Source organism: Paraburkholderia sp. BR10872 (assembly GCF_040965835.1).
GTDB lineage: Bacteria > Pseudomonadota > Gammaproteobacteria > Burkholderiales > Burkholderiaceae > Paraburkholderia > Paraburkholderia nodosa_A.
Genome location: NZ_JBFRCN010000008.1, coordinates 16,337 through 34,781, shown reverse-complemented (window position 1 = coordinate 34,781; position 18,445 = coordinate 16,337). Strand labels below are relative to the sequence as shown.

General features: G+C 65.0%; 18 protein-coding genes. 7 read left to right on the top strand and 11 right to left on the bottom strand.

Annotated features, from left to right (window positions below; genetic code table 11):
• Positions 1-48: 48 nt before the first annotated feature.
• The 5 genes from AB4Y43_RS08815 to AB4Y43_RS08795 form a co-directional block, all read right to left on the bottom strand.
• Complete coding sequence (locus tag AB4Y43_RS08815; RefSeq protein ID WP_368727541.1) at positions 49-807, bottom strand: helix-turn-helix domain-containing protein; 759 nt, start codon at positions 805-807, stop codon at positions 49-51.
• A gap of 13 nt (positions 808-820) precedes the next feature.
• Positions 821-1,228, bottom strand: coding sequence for a response regulator transcription factor (locus AB4Y43_RS08810; RefSeq protein ID WP_368727540.1), 408 nt, complete (start codon positions 1,226-1,228; stop codon positions 821-823).
• A gap of 125 nt (positions 1,229-1,353) precedes the next feature.
• Positions 1,354-2,007, bottom strand: coding sequence for a response regulator (locus AB4Y43_RS08805; RefSeq protein ID WP_368727539.1), 654 nt, complete (start codon positions 2,005-2,007; stop codon positions 1,354-1,356).
• Positions 2,004-4,088: a PAS domain S-box protein gene (locus AB4Y43_RS08800; RefSeq protein ID WP_368727538.1), complete on the bottom strand. Its 2,085-nt coding sequence runs from the start codon at positions 4,086-4,088 to the stop codon at positions 2,004-2,006. The genes AB4Y43_RS08805 and AB4Y43_RS08800 overlap by 4 nt, the downstream gene beginning before the upstream one ends.
• A 214-nt stretch (positions 4,089-4,302) precedes the next feature.
• Positions 4,303-5,742: an MBL fold metallo-hydrolase RNA specificity domain-containing protein gene (locus AB4Y43_RS08795; protein ID WP_368727537.1), complete on the bottom strand. Its 1,440-nt coding sequence runs from the start codon at positions 5,740-5,742 to the stop codon at positions 4,303-4,305.
• A gap of 481 nt (positions 5,743-6,223) precedes the next feature.
• On the opposite strand from AB4Y43_RS08795, the gene AB4Y43_RS08790 reads away from it, so the two are divergent.
• Positions 6,224-6,424 (top strand): hypothetical protein, encoded by a 201-nt coding sequence (locus AB4Y43_RS08790; protein WP_368727536.1) that lies wholly within the window; start codon positions 6,224-6,226, stop codon positions 6,422-6,424.
• Positions 6,425-6,441: 17 nt separating this feature from the next.
• Here the strand turns inward: AB4Y43_RS08790 and AB4Y43_RS08785 are convergent, their stop codons facing one another.
• From AB4Y43_RS08785 to AB4Y43_RS08770, 4 genes are all read right to left on the bottom strand, one after another.
• Positions 6,442-7,566 carry a PAS domain S-box protein gene (locus AB4Y43_RS08785; protein ID WP_368727535.1) on the bottom strand — a complete coding sequence of 375 codons (1,125 nt, stop codon included), beginning with the start codon at positions 7,564-7,566 and terminating at the stop codon, positions 6,442-6,444.
• A gap of 157 nt (positions 7,567-7,723) precedes the next feature.
• Positions 7,724-8,749 carry a nitroreductase family protein gene (locus AB4Y43_RS08780; RefSeq protein WP_368727534.1) on the bottom strand — a complete coding sequence of 342 codons (1,026 nt, stop codon included), beginning with the start codon at positions 8,747-8,749 and terminating at the stop codon, positions 7,724-7,726.
• A gap of 43 nt (positions 8,750-8,792) precedes the next feature.
• A complete protein-coding gene (locus AB4Y43_RS08775; protein ID WP_368727533.1) occupies positions 8,793-9,599 on the bottom strand; it encodes a universal stress protein in 807 nt (268 codons plus the stop codon).
• 67 nt (positions 9,600-9,666) lie between these two features.
• Complete coding sequence (locus tag AB4Y43_RS08770; RefSeq protein WP_368727532.1) at positions 9,667-10,704, bottom strand: universal stress protein; 1,038 nt, start codon at positions 10,702-10,704, stop codon at positions 9,667-9,669.
• A 17-nt stretch (positions 10,705-10,721) separates the two neighbouring features.
• Between AB4Y43_RS08770 and AB4Y43_RS08765 the strand changes: the two genes are divergently transcribed.
• The gene (locus tag AB4Y43_RS08765; protein ID WP_368727689.1) at positions 10,722-11,468 is read left to right on the top strand and encodes a beta-ketoacyl-ACP reductase; all 747 of its coding nucleotides are present in this window, start codon (positions 10,722-10,724) and stop codon (positions 11,466-11,468) included.
• Positions 11,469-11,523: 55 nt separating this feature from the next.
• Here the strand turns inward: AB4Y43_RS08765 and AB4Y43_RS08760 are convergent, their stop codons facing one another.
• Complete coding sequence (locus AB4Y43_RS08760) at positions 11,524-11,751, bottom strand: hypothetical protein (protein ID WP_368727531.1); 228 nt, start codon at positions 11,749-11,751, stop codon at positions 11,524-11,526.
• A 152-nt stretch (positions 11,752-11,903) separates the two neighbouring features.
• On the opposite strand from AB4Y43_RS08760, the gene AB4Y43_RS08755 reads away from it, so the two are divergent.
• Positions 11,904-12,848: a 1-phosphofructokinase family hexose kinase gene (locus AB4Y43_RS08755; RefSeq protein ID WP_368727530.1), complete on the top strand. Its 945-nt coding sequence runs from the start codon at positions 11,904-11,906 to the stop codon at positions 12,846-12,848.
• 67 nt (positions 12,849-12,915) lie between these two features.
• Here the strand turns inward: AB4Y43_RS08755 and AB4Y43_RS08750 are convergent, their stop codons facing one another.
• Positions 12,916-13,758, bottom strand: coding sequence for a universal stress protein (locus tag AB4Y43_RS08750; protein ID WP_368727529.1), 843 nt, complete (start codon positions 13,756-13,758; stop codon positions 12,916-12,918).
• A gap of 199 nt (positions 13,759-13,957) precedes the next feature.
• On the opposite strand from AB4Y43_RS08750, the gene AB4Y43_RS08745 reads away from it, so the two are divergent.
• The 4 genes from AB4Y43_RS08745 to AB4Y43_RS08730 are packed head-to-tail and all read left to right on the top strand — an operon-like array spanning position 13,958 to position 18,380.
• Positions 13,958-15,094, top strand: coding sequence for an ABC transporter permease (locus AB4Y43_RS08745; RefSeq protein WP_368727688.1), 1,137 nt, complete (start codon positions 13,958-13,960; stop codon positions 15,092-15,094).
• Positions 15,095-15,098: 4 nt separating this feature from the next.
• Positions 15,099-15,800 carry an ABC transporter ATP-binding protein gene (locus AB4Y43_RS08740; RefSeq protein WP_321924723.1) on the top strand — a complete coding sequence of 234 codons (702 nt, stop codon included), beginning with the start codon at positions 15,099-15,101 and terminating at the stop codon, positions 15,798-15,800.
• Positions 15,797-16,882 (top strand): HlyD family secretion protein, encoded by a 1,086-nt coding sequence (locus AB4Y43_RS08735; protein WP_368727528.1) that lies wholly within the window; start codon positions 15,797-15,799, stop codon positions 16,880-16,882. The genes AB4Y43_RS08740 and AB4Y43_RS08735 overlap by 4 nt, the downstream gene beginning before the upstream one ends.
• Entirely contained in the window at positions 16,860-18,380 is a 1,521-nt protein-coding gene (locus AB4Y43_RS08730; RefSeq protein WP_368727527.1) for an efflux transporter outer membrane subunit, read from the top strand. The genes AB4Y43_RS08735 and AB4Y43_RS08730 overlap by 23 nt, the downstream gene beginning before the upstream one ends.
• Positions 18,381-18,445 lie beyond the last annotated feature (65 nt).

Genomic DNA, 18,445 nt, shown 5'->3' with positions numbered 1-18,445 from the left:
CGTCCCGTTGATATGAATCAAGCGACTCCGGCGCGTGCATCTGTCGCGTCACACACGCTCCAGCCCCTCCAGATCGACGATCCGGATCTGCTTGCCGTTCGCCTCGACGAGGCCGTCACGCTGAAAGCGCGAAAACATCCGGCTGACGGTTTCGAGTTTCATGCCAAGAAAGCAGCCAATTTCTTCGCGGCTCATCTTCAGGTTGAATTGCGCGCCCGAGTAGCCGCGCCTCTGGAAGCGCGCCGCTAGATCGATCAGGAACGCAGCGAGGCGCTGTTCGGCGGTCATCGTACCGAGCAGCATCATCAGGCTGGATTCGCGCACGATTTCACCGCTCATGAGCTGATAGAGATGCCGTTGCATGCGCCGGCTCTCGCGGCAGAACATTTCGAGCTGACCGAACGGCATGATGCAAACCGTGCTGTCTTCAAGCGCAATGGCGTCGCAGCTGTGCGTGCCCGAGCAGACGCCGTCGAGACCGAGTGGCTCGCCCGGAATCTGGAAGCCCGTGACCTGTTCGCGCCCGTCGCGATGCAGGACCACTGTCTTGAACGAGCCCGTGCGAACGGCGTAAAGACTCTGAAATGCATCGCGCGCACGAAACAGCGTTTCGCCTTTGTGGACGTTGCGCGTCGTGAGGACCACGTTGTCGAGCTGCTGAAGTTCGCTCGATGTTAGGTCTGGCGGCATGCAAACCGCCCGCAGCGAACAGGTGGAGCAGCGCGTAGGTGGCTGCAGCGGCACGACGGGCCAGCGAGGGGCCGGCGGCTTGGACAGTGAGGGATCGCAGACAGGCTCGGCATACATGATCGTCTCCAGTTCAGCGCGCGGGGGTGACGCGCTGTCTCGCTAACGCTTCAATGGCTTCGCAGGCGGCTTCGAACTCGGACGTCTTGTCGAAGAAGTAATCGGCTCCCGCTCTTTGGCATGCTGCGCGAAACGGTGCGCCGGAGTGATTCGTCAGCACCACCGTCACGACCAAGGGTTGCTCGCGTCCAAGCAGGGTGAGTAATTCGATGCCGCTGCCGCTCGCGAGCCTTAGGTCGACCACCGCGACGTCCGCACCGCTTTGCGCGATGCCGGTCAGGGCGCTAGCCGCATCCTCGGCTTCGCCAATCACGGTCACATCAGGAATGGCCGACAGCGCTTCGGCGATTTTCCTACGCACCGCGGTCGCGTCCTCGACGAGGAAGACGTGCAGGCGCTGGTGGACAGGACTAGCTTTCATGTAGCCAGTATCGGCAACGCCGTCTCAAAAAAATATCGGCGGCGATGGAAAGTGACGTACGCGGAACGGAAGACGTGTAGGGCGATTCCTACAGTCATGCGGCAATCGGCCGCGACACTCGAGGCTCACGCCTCGTCTGGATCGTCGATGAGCTTGTGCCGCATCGCGTAGCGCACGAGCGCGGCTTCGTGCGGCATCTGCATCTTTTCGAGAATGCGCACCTTGTAGGTGCTGATAGTCTTCGCGCTCACGCAGAGTTCCTGCGCGATTTCGGTAATGGTCTGACCGGCCGCGATACGCCGGAATACCTCAAACTCCCGATCTGACAGTCTTTGGTGGGGGAGCGTGTCGGCGGGCTCGTTCAGGCTCTGGGCGAAGCGCTCGGCCATCGCCATGCTGACGTAGACGCCGCCGGCGGCGACTTTCGTCACGGCGCTGACCAGTTCCGTGCTCGCACACTCCTTGGTGAGGTAACCCGAAGCGCCCGCCTTGAAGGCACGCACCGCGTATTGCTGCTCGGCGTGCATGGTCAGCACAAGAATTCGCAACTCGGGCTTCTCGTCCTTGATCTGCTTGACGAGGTCCACGCCGCTGCGCCCTGGCATCGAGAGGTCCAGCACCAGGACCTGGGCGGGGTGTTCACGCACGAGCGCGAGCGTGGTCGTGCTGTCACAGCCTTCGCCGACGATTTCGAAGTGGATATCGCGCGCACTTTCGAGAATGCGGCGCAGTCCGTCACGCATGAGCGCATGGTCGTCGGCAATGATCACTTTGGTCATGATGCGGCCTCTTCGGGGAGGAGAGCATGAAGTGCGAACGTGATCGTCATGGCAAAACCCTTGCCAGGCGCGGTATCGATTGAAACGGTGCCGTCCAGCATGCGGGCGCGCTCGCGAATGCCGATGAGGCCAAACGATTTGTCCCGCAAGGCGTCGCGCTGTCTGTCGGCAGGGTCGCCGGTCGCGCCGAGGCCGTCGTCGGCAATGCGCAGGACACAGAGTGGCCCGTCCACCTTCAGCGTAATCTCGACGAGATTCGCGTCGGCATGACGGGCGACATTGGTCAGCGCTTCCTGAACGATGCGAAAGAGTGCAGAGGAGGCGTCGTTCGAGAAGTTCGTGGCGTCCGCGTCCAGATCACTCTCGACGGCGATACCGTAGCGGTTCGTGAAGTCGTTCGCCAGCCACTCGATGGCCGGCACGAGGCCGAGGTCGTCCAGCATGACCGGCCGCAGGTCAGCCGCGATGCGCCGCAAGGACCCGACCGTCGAATCGATCAGGTTGCGCATGCCTGCGAGGCGCGCTGGGACGTCGGCGGCATCGTCCTCACCGAGCCGGTGCTCGAGGGCGGAAAGATCGATCTTGAGCGCGGTGAGCTGCTGGCCGAGGTCGTCGTGAAGCTCGCGCGCGATGCGTGTTTTTTCGGCCTCACGCACATTCTGCAAATTGGCCGACAGTTCCCGCAGTTCTTCGCGCGAACGCTTGAGCGCCTCTTCCGCGCGGACGCGTTCAGTGATGTCGCGTAGCATGACCGTGAAAAGCTTGCCCGAGTCGTCACGGATCTGCGAAATCGATGCCTCGATGGGAAACTCCTCGCCATTGGTTCGCAACCCGTGGAGCACCCGTTGCGGGCGTCCCATCTGGCGCTCGGTGACGCCGGTCTCGCCAAACTGTTCGACATGTTGCGCGTGTGCGGCCCGGAATCGCTCGGGAATGAAACGCGAGAGCGGCGAGCCGATCGCCTCCATGGCGGACAGGCCGAACACTTGTTCGGCGGCTGGATTGAAGATCACCACGCGCTGGGTCTCGTCGACGGTGACGATCGCTTCCATCGACGAGCGGATGATCCCCATCATGCGGGCTTCGTTGAGCCGCGCGTCGCCTGCGACCTTCGGTGGCGCCAGGTTTGCGCGCATGAGGCGTTGCGCGAGAAACGCGATCACGGCGGCCCCGAGCAGCCCCGCGAGCAGAATGGCCGTGGCGCAGGCGGCTGCGCCCGTAAGCAGCGGACTTGCGTCGGCACTGACGTCGAGCGCGAGCGTTGCCCCGCCAAACACGAGCGAATCGCTACGCCGGAACCGCTGACCGGGCAACACCTCGTCTTCTTCGCCGCGCCCACTCGTGTAGAGGTGCAAGGCAGGAGTACCGATCCGTGCGCTGATCGCAAGCCCAGGATCGGCGGCAACGAGCGGTGCGAAGAGTCGCTGTGCGTCCAGCACGGCAACCGCAAAGCCGATGACCTTCTGCGCATTGCCTTGTGTATCGGGTGCCGTCTCGTACACGGGCAGCCAGAGCGTGAGAAGCGGTGGCGCATTGGCAATTTCCGGCACCGCCGCGAGCGCTGCGTTGCCGGTTTCGGCAGCGTAGCGGCGCGCGGCACGTGTCGCGACGGTCTCCGCGAATGCGTTTGCGGGGACAGTGGCGCTCAGCCCTGCCCACTGCGTCGTGACGTCGCCGCTTTCGGCTGCGCCCGCCAACGGGCCGGCGTGGGGAGTCACATAACCGAGCGCGGTGATCGCCGAACGGGAGTTGTTCAGATCGATCGCTGACACGAAGTGCTTCCAGGCTGCCGGATCGGGGCCAGGCGATTGCTCGAGCACGGCGCGTGCGCCGCGCAAGATAGCCTCGTTGGCGACCAGCGCCTGCGTCAGTGTTTCGTGTAGCGCCGCCGCGCGCCGTGTGAACCGCTGTTCCGCCGCCGCTTGCCACTGTCGCGTAACAAACGTTGCAACGACGCCGGCCAGCGCGAAGGCCACGACGAATGCCAGCACGGCCGAGACGACGGGATCGCGCAGGCGCGCGACAATTGGGGGCCCCGCGCCTTGTCCAGCGCGCATGTGCCGGTCAGCGCCCGCGCTCATGACGTTTATCCGGGGCGCAATACTTGCGCGAGATCGATGCGTAGGCCGTTCGCATATGAAGTGTCGACTTCAATGGGAGGGACGACGTTATCCCGTGTGAGGGATGCATGCCCATTTTATGAGCCACTCGAAACGGTGTCCCAAAAAAATTTGGCGCGCGTCCGCCAGGCTCGCGCGGGAGGCGCCGCCTCCCGTTTCGCGTTCAGGCAGCCTTTCAGGGCTCCGCGCCTGCCGACGGCGCGGGCGCCAGCTCATCCGCAGCGCACGGTGCGCAGGGATCGGGCCGCACGGCTTCCTCGGCGAGTTCGAAGGACTGCCCGTATTCCGGCACGCAGCAATCCCAGTGCAGCGTCTCCACAATGCGCCGCCGCAAGGCATCCGCCGCTGCGGGCTCGCCGTGTGTGACGAACGTATGAACAGGCGGGCACGTCATGCCGGCGAGCCAGCGCAGGGTTTCCCGGTAATCGCTATGCGCAGACAGAGACGTGATCGAGGACACCTCGGCGCGCACGCGCACATAGTCGCCGTGCAGCTTGATGGCTGGCGCGTGAGCCTCGAGCGCTGCGCCGCGCGTGCCGGGCGCCTGGTAGCCGACGAGCGCAATCGTGTTACGCGGGTCTGAAGCATACAGGCTCAGGTGATGCAAAATCCGGCCGCCGGTGGCCATGCCGCTGCCGGCGATGATGACCATGGGGCCGTTGCGTCCGGCAATGGCCTTCGACTCGTCCACCGTTCGGGCCATGAACGCCGCATGATCGATGGCGTGGACCTGCGAGAGCGTTAGCCGATGATCGCTCATGTGACGCCGGTAGAGGTCGGTCACGCTGATCGCCATCGGACTGTCCAGGTAGACCGGAACATTCGCCATACGGCCCGACTGTTTCAATCGCGCGATGTAGTAAAGGACCTCCTGTGCGCGTCCCACGGCGAAGCAGGGCATCACCACGATCCCGCCACGCGCAAACGTGCGCGAGAACATCTCCGCGAGCTCGTCCTCGGGGTTGGATGCGTCGTGCAGCCGGTCGCCGTAGGTCGATTCGACCACCAGGTAGTCCGCATGCACCGGCGGGGTTGGCGCACGCACGATCGGATCGTCGGGGCGCCCGAGGTCGCCCGAAAACGCAACGACCGTATGCCCGTTAGACAGCACAACGCTAGCCGCCCCAAGGATATGGCCGGCCGGCAGCAGCCGTAAAGTCAGGTGTTCGCCGAGCGTGACGGGCTCATAGAACGGACGCGGCGCGACGAGCCGCAGTGCCTGTTCGGCGTCTTCCAGCGTGTAAAGCGGCAGCGCGGGATGGTGTTTGGAGAAGTCGTGACGGTTCGCAAACGCCGCGTCCTCCTCCTGCAACCGGGCGCTGTCGCGCAGCATGATGCCGCACAGATCCGCAGTTCCCGGCGTGCAATAAACCGGACCGCGAAAACCGTTGCGCGCAAGGACTGGCAGATAGCCGCAGTGGTCGATATGGGCGTGCGTGAGGATGACGGCATCGAGCGAGTCGGCGGGAAAGGGCAACGGCTCCCAGTTGCGCAGGCGCAAGTTCTTGGTGCCCTGGAACAGCCCGCAGTCGATCAGTACCCGCTTGCTCCCAGCCTCCAGCAGGTAGCGCGACCCGGTGACCGTTTGCGCCGCGCCCAGAAACGTCAGCTTCATGATGCTCTCCTCGCGTCACGCGCGACGTGCGCGTCCGACATCGATTGGAGCGCGCGCCTGCGCGTCGGCTTTGACTTGAATCAGACGAAGGGGCATTGACCCGGACCCGTCTCGACTTGAGGTAGATCAATCGAAATGCGTCATTCGATTCATACATTGGAATCGGTGGGCCGCGGTCGCGGGCCGAAACACGGGCGGGGGGGCGGAGATGTCGAGCAGGTTGTCCTTCGGCGCGGCGCTGGGGCTGATGCTGTTGATTGCATCGCTTTTGGCGTGTACGACATACCGCGATACCGGCCGCGACGAAAACGTCGCCTTCCGTCGGTCCGAAATCGAGCTGGAAGCGCGACGCGAGCAGAGTGCGATCAAATGCGCAACGCCCGACGACTGCGCGCAAGCCTGGGCTCGCGCCAGAGCCTTCGTCCAACGGCACTCGCCCACGCCTGTCGAACGTGCGACTGACGACACGATCGAGACACGCATGCCGCATGAATTCGGCATCGCCTACTTCTGGGCGGTGCGCCAGCTGGCCGAAGATGGAACGACGACGATACGGCTCAAGGGCTTGTGCCGCGGCATGTATAGCACTGACAACGGACCTGGCTGGCTCTATGCGCGTTGCGCAGAGCAGCTCCTGCAGGCACAGCTCGCATTCGTGCGCGAAATGGGTAGCGTCAGATAATGTGGCGTGGATGTTTGCTACCGTCTAGTGCGCGCGAGCGCCGGATGAATGTCCACCGGTAAACGAATGTCCGCCGAAATCGTGACGCCCGCGCCGGGACGCCCCTCGACCGTTAGCAAGCCGCCGAGCTGCAAAATGCGCTCGCGCATGCCGATGAGCCCGAACGCTTCGGGACGCGACGCCGAGCGCGGGTCGAAGCCCACGCCGTCGTCGCTGATGCGAAGCCGGCGATGTTTCGCGTCGTTCTCGAGCTCGATAGTCACACGGTGCGCGTGAGCATGGCGTGCCACATTGGTCAGCGCTTCCTGGACGACGCGAAAGAGGGGGGGCGTAGCGAAGTCGCCGAGGTCAGGTTCCGAAACCTTCAGCCTGCACTGGACAGTCACGCCGTAGCGGCTCTGAAAGTCCTCTGCCAGCCATTCCAGCGCAGCCTGCAGTCCGAGATCGTCAAGCATGGTGGGACGCAGATCGGCGGCAATGCGCCGTACTGCCACAGCAAGCGCGTCGATCTGTGCGCCGATTTGCGCGATGGCTTCCAGTTCGGCATGCAATTGCGTCGGCAATGCAATCTCGAGTTCGGACCAGTGGATGCTGAGCGCCATTTTCAGTGCAGCGATGCGTTGCCCGAGATTGTCGTGCAACTCCCGGGCAATGCGCTTTTGCTCGTTTTCGCGCGCCTGCTGGTCGAGCGCCGACGCGGCATTAGCGCGCTCGAGTTCTTCGAGCCTGCGCCGCTCGGTCAAATCGCGCGTGATCTTTGCGAAGCCAAAGCGCGCGCCTTGGTCGTCGCGCACGGCGGTGATGACAACGTTCGCCCAGAAGCGGCTGCCGTCCTCGCGCACGCGCCAGCCCTCGTCTTCGATGTGCCCGTGCAGCGCGGCAGTCTCCAGCAGGTACGTGGGCTTGCCTGAGGCGATATCGTCCGGCGTATAGAGCACGGAGAAATGCCGGCCGACGATTTCATCCGAAGAATAGCCTTTGTTGCGCTGCGCGCCGGCATTCCAGTTCGAAACGCGCCCGCCAGGTTCGATCATGAAAATGGCGTAGTCGCGCACCGCGTCAATGAGAAGACGATACGGGTCTGCGATTGCAATATTGCTGTCGTTGCGTCCGACCCAGTTCGTAGGCCCAGCCGTTTGCATGAAACGCTCCGGATGATTTGCCGAGTCAGCGGGTATCGGACGCGGCCTGGCGCACCAGGCATGTCGCACCGATATGCCGCATGGTAGGGCAAATTCCTCGCCGCGTTCAGATCTATTGCAGGCCGAAGGATCTTGATGATTGGCTTGCGACGAGTACTTATGCTACGACATCGCTTAGCGGGCGGCGCGGCGACGGCGCGTCCGGCGTGCCGTGTCCGATGCGCAGCAAGAGCTGCGGGCAAGCGGATTTCGGCATGCCGAGCAGCGTACCCAGCTGCGCGCGTAGTTCGGCCACCTCGATGGGCTGGTTCAGATAGGAGGCGCACAGTCCGTGCAAGGTCAGCACGAGCAGCACCCGTTCGAGCGCCTCGCCCGCGGCAAGCCACGCCTGCGCATCGTCGACGCTCGTCGCGATGCACAGCAGCAGAGGCGATCCTGCCGCGAGCTCCCGGTGGGTCGCCGCCACGCCGCCCCCCACGTCGAATGTGCGGATCGCGGAGGCAACGAGCGGCGTTGCGAAGTCGAGCAGAGAATGGAGTCCGGCCGCATAGGCCGGCATGCCGTCGCCGGTGCGGCGCGGATGGATCCATTTCGCGAGTTCGCGGCGGAACCTGGGATCGGCGAACTGCCGCCGGTCGGCTTCGGCGATGACGTTGGCGATCGCCTCGCGCTTTCCGGCTTCGGTTGCACATGCAACGTCAACCCCCTCGGTGCGGGCCGCTTCGATCAGCTCGTGTTCGACGGCCGCTGCGACCGGCGCCGGAGAGAACGGGTGGCGTGTGGTGACCCGGAGCGAAATGGCATTGAGCAGCGGCACCAGTTCCGCGCCGACGGGCCGGTCGCGAAGCAGACGCACATCGGCGAGCAGATCGGGATCGAGGCTCGTTGGAAAGAGCGTGATGGCGTAGCCGATGCCGAGGCTCGCGAGCGCCACGCGCAGATTGAAGAGCGCCGCGCCGCAACTGATGATCAGTTCCCGATCGAACGGATCGACGACGGGCAGCGCCCGCAGACGGTCGGCGCACAGCAGGATCCGGTCGTGGGCGGGCACGAAGCGCCACGGCTGGCTGTTGTGGCTCGACGGGGCAAGCGTGGCGTGGCGCACGGCGTAACGCAACGCGTAGTCGTCGAGCTTGTCGAGCGGGGTGGCGCTGGCGGCAGAGTCGTGGGGCTTGTCGAGCATGGTGGTTTCCCGCCTCTTCGAAGGCGCGGTGCGCCAGGTGGAATCAGTGCGACATGAGGACCGGAACCGTCATCGCTTGCAGCAGCGTGCGCGTCACACCGCCGAGAACGGATTCATGGACACGCGAGTGCGCGTAAGCGCCTGCCACGATCAGGTCGGCGTGCAGGTCACTGGCGCGGCTGAGCAGCGCCGCTCCGGTCAGGACCGCGGGATCGCGTGCGCTTTCGTGGAACGATGCCTGCACGCCGTGCAGATCGAGCCACGCGGCAGCGTCGATAGTTTCGTTTTCGGCGCGTGTGCGCTGCGCGCCACGGTGCGAGGCGATCACTTCGATCGAGACAGACTGGGCGCGCTGCAATAAGGGAAGCGCGTCGGAGACGGCGCGCGCTGCTTCGCGGCCGCCGTTCCACGCGACCAGAATGTTCTGCGCGAATTCCGTCAAGGCGCCGGAATGCGGCACCACGACGGCAGGCCGCCCGGCTGTCATCAACAGATCCGTCACGAAGCCGCCGGCGCTCTGCGCGACCCAAACCTCGTCTTCTGGCTGGCCCAGTATGAGCAGGTCGGCATGGCGCGCGTGCATTGTCGCGATCGCGCTATCGCAAGGCTGCGGGGCGCGCCACTCGACAGAGCGGCCTGCCCGCTCCGCAGCGAGGAGAAAGTGTTCGTGCGTCCGCGCGAGGCGCGCCTCCGGTGTTGGCGCGCCGTCGGAAGTCTCCCGGTACGCATGCGACCAATACAGTCCGGTCAGATGCGCATCGAAGCGTTCCGCCAGATCGAGCGCGAGCGCGAGGCGCACCGCGCATCGTTCCGAGTCGTCGAGGTGGACGAGGAGGCTTTTGTAGCACATGGCGATTTTCCTTAAGCCTGAGCATGCGCGCCGGGCAACGCAGGCGCACGGTACGACAAATGCGCGCTCAATGCGACATCAACACCGGAACAGGCATCGACCCGAGAACGGTTTGCGTGACGCCGCCGAGGACGAGTTCTTTCCAGCGCGCGTGACCGTACGCCCCCATCACAAGCAGGTCGCTGCCCAGTTTGTCCACGCGCGAGAGCAGCGCATCGGCAACCGACACCGTGGGGGGCGTGTGCAACTGGGTGATTTCCGCGTCGACGCCGTGGCGCGCGAGGACGAGGGCGATGTCGGCGCCTGGTATGCGGCCTTCCCGCTCGGCATTGAGCGTGACGATCGTGGTATGCCCGGCAAGCTGCATGAAGGGCAGAGCGTCGTACAGTGCCCGCGTGGCGGACTGGCCTGCGTCCCACGCAACGACGATCCGTTCGCCCACAGTGGGAAACGTCCCGACATAGGGTGTCCACAGGACCGGTCGTCCCGCCGCCAGCGTCACCTGAACCTGCAGCCGGTTGCTCAGCGAAGCGTCCGGATCGTGTGGATCGCTTTGGCCAACCACGATGAGATCCGCAAACGGCGAGAGGGCAAGCAACTCTTGCTGGGCATGTTTCATGGCAGTACGCCAGGTGCCTTTGAGGTTCGTCTGGGAGAGCCCGTTAAGGAACTGGTGCTCGAGCGCGCGGCGTGTGTCTTCCCGGGTCCGCTCGCGATACCCCGTGTCGAAACTGACAGACCACGCGCTTTCGTGGTCTGTCGTGACCGGCGCAAATAGTGCGTTGAGATGGGCGCCATGCTGGCGCGCGACAAGCAACGCGAGATCGAGGCAGGCGCTTGCGCGCTCGCTGCCGTCCAGATGAACAAGAATGCTGCGGTACTCCATGATCGGCGCTCCACGATTGAGAAAACCGCGAAAACAAGGGTGGCGTGCGTTGAGTCTACGTCCCGGCGAGTGGTCACAATTGATTTGAGTCAACCCTTCGCGGATAGCGATGGTCTCCGGCGGGAAAGCATCCGATTGATGCATATCAATCGCGGGTGAACGGGCGTTTTTATAGTGGTGCGACAGTTCGATCGCGCCGATCCGCGGCCGATCACCCATCTGCGAGGAGAAGCATGATGCGCAAGGAACGGATTGCCTTTGTGAGCGGCGGAATGGGGGGGCTCGGCGCCGCCATCAGCCGGAAGCTGTACGACGCGGGCATGACTGTGGTGGTTTCCCATTCGGAGCAGAACGATCACGTGGCGACATGGCTGCACGGCGAACGCGAAGCGGGGCGCACGTTTCATGCGTTCGAACTCGACGTGGCCAGCTACGACTCGTGTGAGGAGTGCGCGCGAAGCGTGATCGCGGAGTTCGGCGGCGTCGATGTGCTCGTCAACAACGCCGGCATCACGCGCGATGCGAGCTTCATGAAGCTCTCGAAGCCCGAGTGGGATGCGGTGATGCACACGGATCTCGACAGCATGTTCAATCTCACGAAGCCATTCTTGCCGGGCATGTACGAACGTCGGTTTGGCCGCATCGTCAACATTGGTTCCGTGAACGGTTCGCGTGGGGCCTTCGGGCAGACGAACTACGCGGCCGCAAAGGCCGGCATTCATGGTTTTACGATGTCGCTCGCGCTCGAAGTTGCGAAACGTGGCGTGACGGTGAATACGGTATCGCCGGGCTACCTTGCCACTGCGATGGTGGAATCCGTGCCGCAGGACATCATGGATACGCGCATCCTGCCGCAGATTCCCGTTGGGCGTCTTGGGCGGCCGGAGGAGGTGGCTTCGCTGGTTGCGTACCTGTGCTCAGACGATGGCGCATTCGTGACCGGGGCCAATTTTGCCGTCAACGGTGGCATGCACATGGAGTAGGCGCGCGCCATCTGCGCTCCCTGAATCGCGAGGCGGCGCGCTGTGCCCGCTTCGCTCAGGGCGCGCCGGCTGCGACAAGGGCGTCGCGCAGTGCGGCAGCGAAGCGCTGGAACGCATGCAGCGAGCCCGCCACGCTCTGATATTTTTCGCGGCCTATCTGACCGTCGAGGGTGACGAGCAAGCCGGCGATACGGGCGAGCGCGAGCAGGGTTTCGGGATCGTCGGCGACGCTGCCGTTCAGGAGCGAAGCGTCGGTCAGCGAGCGGATTTCGACGGTGGACATCTCAGCGCTCCTTGCATCGGATGGGGTACAGCGGTGCGGTGGTAGGTCTTCAGTATGTGACGCCGCCGGCCGCGTTCCAATGAGCGTGCGCTGAAATTGGCGTAAGCATTTTTCTTGGCGTGTAGGCCAATGCCTACGAAAAGGGGGCGAAGGTGGTCGAAATCGTGACGCTTACGCTGAACCCTGCCGTCGACGTCTCGACGGCAGTGGAGCGGGTTGTCGATACGCACAAGCTGCGTTGCGACGCCGCGCGCCGCTATCCGGGCGGCGGCGGCCTCAATGTGGCTCGCGTGATTCAGCGGCTCGACGGCCGGGAGGCGAATTGCCTGGCGCTCTACCTGGCGGGTGGCGCGTCGGGGAATCTGCTCGAACAGATGCTCACGGCCGAGCGCGTGCCTGGCCGCCGGCTGCGCATTGCGGGCGAGACGCGCGAAAACTTCTCGGTCACAGAGCGCTCGACCGGCCACGAATTCCGGTTCGTCCTCCCCGGGCCGCAAGTCAGCGCCGATGAGTGGTCGGCCACGCTCGCCGTGCTCGAAGCGCTCATGCCCGCGCCGCGCTATCTCGTGCTGAGCGGCAGCTTGCCGCCCGGATTGCCCGCCAAAGCCTACGCCGACCTGACTCGCTGGGCGCAGCTGCGCGGCACGCGCGTGGTGCTCGACACATCGGGCCTGCCGCTCAGGCTCGCACTCGAAGCGGGCGTCTATCTCGTGAAGCCTAGCCTTGCCGAACTGGCAGCACTGGCGGGGCAACCGCTGGCCGATGAGGCGGCGTGGCTGTCCGCTGCGCGGCAACTCGTCGAGGCGCATCGCGCGCAGATCGTTGCGTTGACGCTAGGGAAACGCGGCGCGCTGCTCGTCACATCGGACGAAACGATTCGCGTGCCAGCGCTGTCCGTGACCGTATCGAGCGCAACCGGCGCCGGCGACAGCTTTCTTGCAGGGCTGCTCGTCGCGCTGCGCCGCGGCGAGACTTTGCGGGACGCCGCGCGCCTCGCACAGGCGGCGGCCTCCGCGACCTTGCTGTCGAGCGGCACGGCGCTGTGTGACGCGGACGAGGTGACGCGGCTCTACGTCGGCACGCAAGAGGTGGCGTGACGCGGCAACGTTGCAGCGCCGCGTGAGCGCTGCGATCAGCCGCCTTTTGCGAAGGCGCGGCTGCGTGTCAATGTGAGAACAGCACAGGGACCGTCGCCGACTCGAGCAGTGCGCGTGTCACGCCGCCGAGCCATTGCTCCTTCCATTGCGGATGACTGTAGGCGCCGGCCACGACGAGGTCGCAGCCGCTCGTGGCAACCCACGAGAGCAGGGCGTCGCCGGCGGACTCGTCAGAATCGCTCACAGCTTCCGCAAAATCGACGTTCACCGCGTGTCTTGCCAGCATGATGTCGATTTCCTTGCCTTGGGCGCCCAGTGCAGCGGGCCGCAGCGAGCCGGAGGTGCGGATGCGCAGCACCGTCACACGCCCGGCGCGCTTCAGAAAAGGCATGGCGTCGTGCACGGCGCGGGCCGCCTCGCGGCTGCCGTCCCACGCGATCGCTACCGATTGGCCTGCTGGCCTCAAAGCACCGGCGTATGGCAGAACCAGCACCGGCCTGCCCGAAGTGAGCACCACGGATTCCAGAAAGCACTTGCGCAACGGCCGCGAATCGTCGTCGGGGCCGGTCTGACCAGCGATCACGAGGTCCGCGCGGCGGCTGTGCCGGATCATGGGCTGCTCGGCATAGTCGTCGAACGAAACCCACTCGCCGCCAAGCCCGGCGCCGCGCAGCGCTTGACGAAAAGCTTCCTCGGCCGCATCGCGCTGGCCGCGCCGCACATCGATCCAGTCGCCGTAATAGTGCGCGCAGCCCGCGATCGAAAAGTATTCCCGCGCCTCGGGCATGAAGGTCGTGTAGAGCCCGATGAGATGCGCGTCGAACGCCTTTGCGAGGTCCAGCGAAAAGCGTAGCCGCTGCTGGGCGCGGTCGCTCGGGTCGAGATTGGTGAGTACGGTCTTGTATGGCATGGCAACGTCTCCTCCGAGTGGCTTGAACCCGTCGAATACGGCTATTAGTCCCCCCGGCAGGCCTCGTTCATTTGACGCACGTCAACAGGATGCGGGCCGGCTGCCCGAGAATCGGCTCACGCTCATGCTGACATTCGGCGTGGCAGGTTTGACCTCCTTCTCGACCCAGGACCGCTCAATCATGGCTAAACGGCTCGTCTTGCCGGGTATCCTGCGCCTCGCATTCAAGCTGCTTGTGAACGACAGCGCCAAATTCACGGCGCTGCTGATCGGCACTACGTTCGCCGTGTTCCTGATGGTCGAGATGATGTCGATGTTCGCCGGCATTCTGAATCGCTCGTCGTCTACCGTCATCAACGTGGGCGCGAAGATCTGGGTCATGGATCCCGCGGTGCAGACGATTGCCAGCAGCATCGGCATGCCCGACTACGTGCTCGACGCCGTGCGCAGCATCGACGGCGTGAAGTACGCTGTGCCGCTTTACTCAGGCGTCGCGCTCGTCAAGCTGCGCGACGGCACATACCAGGCTACGACGGTCATCGGACTGGACGACACCACGCTCTATGGCTGGCCGCGCATGAAGCGCGGGCGCATCGAGGACATCTACGCGGAGAACGGCTTCATCGCCGTACAGGACGCCGAGTTCTACAAGCTCGGCAACCCCGCGCCCGGTACCGACTTCGAACTGAACGACCACCGCGCCGTCATTGTCGGAACCGCGACGGTGGCGAGCAGCGGACTCTTTGGCACCCCTACGCTTTACACGACGTACAGCCGCGCCATCCAGTACATCCCGTCCACGCGCTACACCACGTCGTACATCCTCGTCGAGCCGAAGTCGGAGCGCGACATCCCGCACATCAAGGCCGTGGTGGCGTCGCTTGGCTACATCGCCTACACGAAAGATGAGTTCATGCGCCGGATCGCCAACTTCTACAAGTACGAGACGAGTCTCGGCACCAACATTCTCCTGATGACGGCGATCAGCTTCGTCGTCGGGCTGTCGATTTCAGGGCAGACGTTCTACACCTTCATTCTCGAAAACCTCGAAAAATTCGGCGCACTCAAGGCGATCGGCGCGAAACGCCGGGAGCTCGTGGCGATGATCCTTTTCCAGGCCGCCTTTACGGCGCTCACGGGCTATGGTCTGGGCGTGGGGCTGTGTGCCGCTTCCATCTCGCTCGCGCGGCTGCGCATCCGCGATTACGCGGCGATGATCACGTACGGCAATCTCGCGCTGGCTTTCGCGATGGTCGTGGTGATCGCCGCGCTTTCGAGTTATCTCGGTGTGCGCCGCGTGCTGCGCATCGAGCCGTTCGACATCTTCCGGGGCTGAAGCGATGACGGATTCGATCGCTATCGAAGCACGCGCACTCGACAAATGGTTCGGCGAAGGCGCCGCACGCACGCAGGCGCTGCAAGGCGTTTCGATGCAGGCGCACTTCGGCGAAATGGTTCTGATCGTCGGGCCGTCGGGCAGCGGCAAGACCACGCTGCTCAGCGTCATCTCGGGCATTCTGCGGCCCGATGCCGGAACGGTTTCGATCGACGGCGTGGATCTGTGGGCGCAACCGGACGATAGCCTTGCCGATTTCCGGCTCAACCGCATCGGCTTCGTGTTTCAGGACTATCACCTGTTCCCGCGCCTCACCACGGCGGAGAATGTGGCGATTCCCCTGATCCTCAAGCGCCGGCCGTGGGAAGACGCGCTGGCCGAAGCCGCACGCTATCTCGAGGTGGTGGGTCTGGCCGGCCGTGCGGCGCTGCCGCCCGTGAAGCTCTCCGGTGGCGAGCAGCAGCGCGTGGCAATCGCGCGCGCGATCGTGAGTCAGCCCGACATTCTCGTGCTCGACGAGCCTACTGCGTCGCTCGACGGCGACACGGGGCGCAACATCATCGAATTCGTCAAGCATCAGGTGCTCAATGAGCGCCGCTGCATCGTGATCGTCACGCACGACGCCCGCATCTTCGAATACGCCGACCGCATCCTGCACATGGAGGACGGCAAGCTCAAAGGCATCGACGCGGGAGGTGCGCGATGAAGCATCGCATTTTGTTCGCCGCCGCGATTGCGGGCTTCGTTGCCAGCGCGATTGCCGCGTGGGTGTTCGGCATCCAGCAGCCGCCGCAGCCGCCGGTTTTCCAGCCGGCGGCCAACCCTTACGAGCACGGCGTGTACGCAACGGGCATCGTGGAGAGCGACCAGCCGGCCGGCGCGAACGTCAATATCTATCCCGACGTGGGAGGGGCTGTCACGCGCCTCGACGTGCACGACGGCGACCGTGTCAAAGCCGGCGACGTACTGCTGACCATCGATGATTCGGTGCAGCGCGCCAATGCCCAACAGCTTGCTGCCCAGGCTGACGCCGCGCAGGCGTTGCTCGAAGAACTGAAGGCGCAGCCGCGGCCGGAAATGCGCGACGTCGCCGATGCCCAGGTGAGCGCGGCGCAGGCGAACCTGAAGATGGCCGAGGACACCTACGAAAAGCAGAAACGGGCATGGGACATCGACCCGAAGGCCGTGAGCCGCGATGTGCTCGACAACGCGGAAAACGGCGTGCGGGTGGCGAGCGCGAACCTGGGTGTCGTCACGCGCCAGGACCGCCTCACGCGCGCGGGCGCGTGGGTCTATGACGTGCGCAACCAGGAGGGGCAGGTTGAGGCGCTGCGCAAGGCCGCCGTCTCCGCCGAAGCGCTGCTCGCTCACTATACGCTGCGCGCGCCGGCCGACGGCGTGGTGCTCGCGGTGAACACGGCGCAGGGCTCGTACCTTTCACAACAGGGCGTCTACGACACCTACACCCAGGGCATGGTCCCGGCGATTGTGCTCGGCACCGCGCCGGAGCGCCTGGCGGTGCGCTGCTACGTGGACGAAATCCTGATTGCACGGCTGCCGGAGCCGGCGCGGCTCAAGGCGCGCATGTCGGTGCGCGGGGCGAGCATCGATGCCGATCTCGAATTCGAGCGCATTCAGCCGTACGTCACGCCGAAGATCGAACTCTCCGACCAGCGCACCGAGCGCGTGGACCTGCGTGTGCTGCCGGTCATCTTTCGCGTCAAACCGAACGCGGGGCTCCATCTCTATCCCGGGCAGATCGTCGATGTCTACATATCCGCCCGCTGATACGGCGACTGCGCAGCTGCGTGGCCGCCCGCGCCTCGCGGCCGGCCGCTGCGGCTTGCTTTGCGTAGCGTTGCTCGCGGGCTGCGCGGTGGGGCCGGACTTCTCCCGGCCGCCTCTGCCGAAAGTCGATGCCTTCCTCCCCAGCGGCAGCCCGGCTGCGTTCACCGCTGCTGGAGCCTCGCAGACGCTTCGCGCGAATGTCAGCGTGCGCGACGACTGGTGGACGCAATTCGGCAGTGTCGCCATCGACAGCGCAGTGGATGACGCGCTCACCGACAACGCCACGCTCGTGCAGGCGCAAGCCTCGCTGCGCCGCGCCGAGGATCAGGTGCGCGCGGGGGCGGGCGTTTTCTATCCTCAGGTCAATGCCGAGGCGGGCGCGTCACGCGAGCGCTATTCCCCGCTGCACATGGGTTCGCAGGCGGCGCCCTCCATCTTCAATCTGTTCACGTTTTCCGCGTCGATCAGCTATGCCATCGACCTGTGGGGCGGCAACCGCCGCTACGTCGAGGGGCTCGCGGCCGAGCGCGATGCGCAGCGCTACGCGCTGGAGGCGGCGTGGCTGACCATCGAGTCGAACGTGGTCAACGCCATGATCGCGCGTGCGGCGTGGCGCGACGAGATCGACGCCACGCAGGAAATGATCGGCCTCGTCCACGAGCAGGTCCACATTGCCGAGGTACGCGCGCGAGCCGGTACCGCTGCTTACGCGGCGGTGCTCACACTGCAAAACGAGCAGGCCACGCTAGAGGCCACATTGCCGGTACTGGAGCAAAAGCGCGCACAGGCCGGCGACCTGCTGGCTTCGCTCACGGGTGCGTTGCCGGCCCAATGGACTGCGCCCGATCTTTCGCTGAGCGACGTCACGCTACCCGCGGATCTGCCGCAAACCGTGCCGTCGCATCTCGTGCGTCAGCGGCCCGATGTGCTGCAGGCCGAAGCGCTGCTGCATGCGGCCAGCGCGCAGATTGGCGTGGCGACGGCGGCGATGTTGCCGAACATCACGCTTTCAGCCACTGGCGGGCTCACGGGCGCGTCGCCCGCGGCGATTGCGGAGCGTGCAGGGCAAACGTGGAGTCTCGCGGCGGATGTCGCGGCACCGCTTTTTCAGGGAGGGACGCTGTGGTACGGCCGCAAGGCCGCGCAGGAAGCCTATGCCGCCTCGCGCGCGCAGTATCGCCAAACGGTGCTGTCGGCCTTCGCCCAGGTCGCGGACGTCCTCTACGCGCTCGAATACGACGCGGGCGCACTCGACGCGCAGTCGCGCGCGCTCACGGCGGCGCAGGAGGCGCTACGCCTGCTGCGAGCCGACTATCGCGCCGGGACGGTGGACTATCTGCAGATTCTGGTCGCCGACGGCCAATTGCATCAGGCGCAGATCGCATGGCTCGAAGCAGCTGCACAGCGTTTGCAGGACACCGTGGCGTTGTATGCGGCATTGGGCGGCGGCTGGCACGACGAGCCAGCCCGCGGCGAGGACGCTGCGGCCGCGAACTGACGGCGACGCACGCCGCGCCCGCGTTACTTGATGCAAATCAAGCGCATAGCGCTGATCGATTCGAA

Bases quoted from the DNA above. Each gene is read 5' to 3' on its own strand.
- AB4Y43_RS08815 (WP_368727541.1), bottom strand. From the start codon at position 807: ATGTATGCCGAGCCTGTCTGCGATCCCTCACTGTCCAAGCCGCCGGCC.
- AB4Y43_RS08810 (WP_368727540.1), bottom strand. From the start codon at position 1,228: ATGAAAGCTAGTCCTGTCCACCAGCGCCTGCACGTCTTCCTCGTCGAG.
- AB4Y43_RS08805 (WP_368727539.1), bottom strand. From the start codon at position 2,007: ATGACCAAAGTGATCATTGCCGACGACCATGCGCTCATGCGTGACGGA.
- AB4Y43_RS08800 (WP_368727538.1), bottom strand. From the start codon at position 4,088: ATGAGCGCGGGCGCTGACCGGCACATGCGCGCTGGACAAGGCGCGGGG.
- AB4Y43_RS08795 (WP_368727537.1), bottom strand. From the start codon at position 5,742: ATGAAGCTGACGTTTCTGGGCGCGGCGCAAACGGTCACCGGGTCGCGC.
- AB4Y43_RS08790 (WP_368727536.1), top strand. From the start codon at position 6,224: ATGCCGCATGAATTCGGCATCGCCTACTTCTGGGCGGTGCGCCAGCTG.
- AB4Y43_RS08785 (WP_368727535.1), bottom strand. From the start codon at position 7,566: ATGCAAACGGCTGGGCCTACGAACTGGGTCGGACGCAACGACAGCAAT.
- AB4Y43_RS08780 (WP_368727534.1), bottom strand. From the start codon at position 8,749: ATGCTCGACAAGCCCCACGACTCTGCCGCCAGCGCCACCCCGCTCGAC.
- AB4Y43_RS08775 (WP_368727533.1), bottom strand. From the start codon at position 9,599: ATGTGCTACAAAAGCCTCCTCGTCCACCTCGACGACTCGGAACGATGC.
- AB4Y43_RS08770 (WP_368727532.1), bottom strand. From the start codon at position 10,704: ATGGGTGATCGGCCGCGGATCGGCGCGATCGAACTGTCGCACCACTAT.
- AB4Y43_RS08765 (WP_368727689.1), top strand. From the start codon at position 10,722: ATGCGCAAGGAACGGATTGCCTTTGTGAGCGGCGGAATGGGGGGGCTC.
- AB4Y43_RS08760 (WP_368727531.1), bottom strand. From the start codon at position 11,751: ATGTCCACCGTCGAAATCCGCTCGCTGACCGACGCTTCGCTCCTGAAC.
- AB4Y43_RS08750 (WP_368727529.1), bottom strand. From the start codon at position 13,758: ATGCCATACAAGACCGTACTCACCAATCTCGACCCGAGCGACCGCGCC.
- AB4Y43_RS08740 (WP_321924723.1), top strand. From the start codon at position 15,099: ATGACGGATTCGATCGCTATCGAAGCACGCGCACTCGACAAATGGTTC.
- AB4Y43_RS08735 (WP_368727528.1), top strand. From the start codon at position 15,797: ATGAAGCATCGCATTTTGTTCGCCGCCGCGATTGCGGGCTTCGTTGCC.
- AB4Y43_RS08730 (WP_368727527.1), top strand. From the start codon at position 16,860: ATGTCTACATATCCGCCCGCTGATACGGCGACTGCGCAGCTGCGTGGC.